Source organism: Hwanghaeella sp. LZ110 (genome assembly GCF_048892525.1).
GTDB lineage: Bacteria > Pseudomonadota > Alphaproteobacteria > UBA8366 > Aestuariispiraceae > Pacificispira.
Genome location: NZ_JBLZHT010000050.1, coordinates 1 through 399, shown reverse-complemented (window position 1 = coordinate 399; position 399 = coordinate 1). Strand labels below are relative to the sequence as shown.

Genomic DNA, 399 nt, shown 5'->3' with positions numbered 1-399 from the left:
CCGATCTAAATAAGCAGCAGAGTTCAATGCTGCTAGTTGGTTGAATGGAAGAAATTGCTGGGGGTAGGCAGCAACTAGCTGGCTGAATGGTAATTGTTGTTGCAAATAAGCAGCAGAGTTCAATGCAGCCAGTTGGTTGAATGGAAGAAACTGATGTTGCTGAGAGTATGCAGCAAGGTTTGCTAGCACAAGTTGTTGTAGTTGTTGTGCCCTGATGTTTTGTGCCACCAAATGGACCAAAGGTAACTGCTGTAATAGGGCTGACGGTTGTTGGAGGAACAAGGGTGATAATGGTAAGATGCCTGTTGCGATTGCCTGTTGGATCCTGTAGGGTTGAACAATTGGGTTTTCACACATTGAAGACACCGCTGGTGAGAGGTATGGGGGAAGAAGGGAAGC

1 protein-coding gene is annotated in these 399 nt (G+C 46.4%); it reads right to left on the bottom strand.

What is annotated here, in order from left to right; all coding sequences use genetic code 11:
• Positions 1 to 228 (bottom strand): hypothetical protein (locus ACOSDM_RS20165; RefSeq protein WP_420726326.1); only part of this gene is annotated, 228 nt, incomplete at its 3' end.
• Positions 229 to 399: the final 171 nt, after the last annotated feature.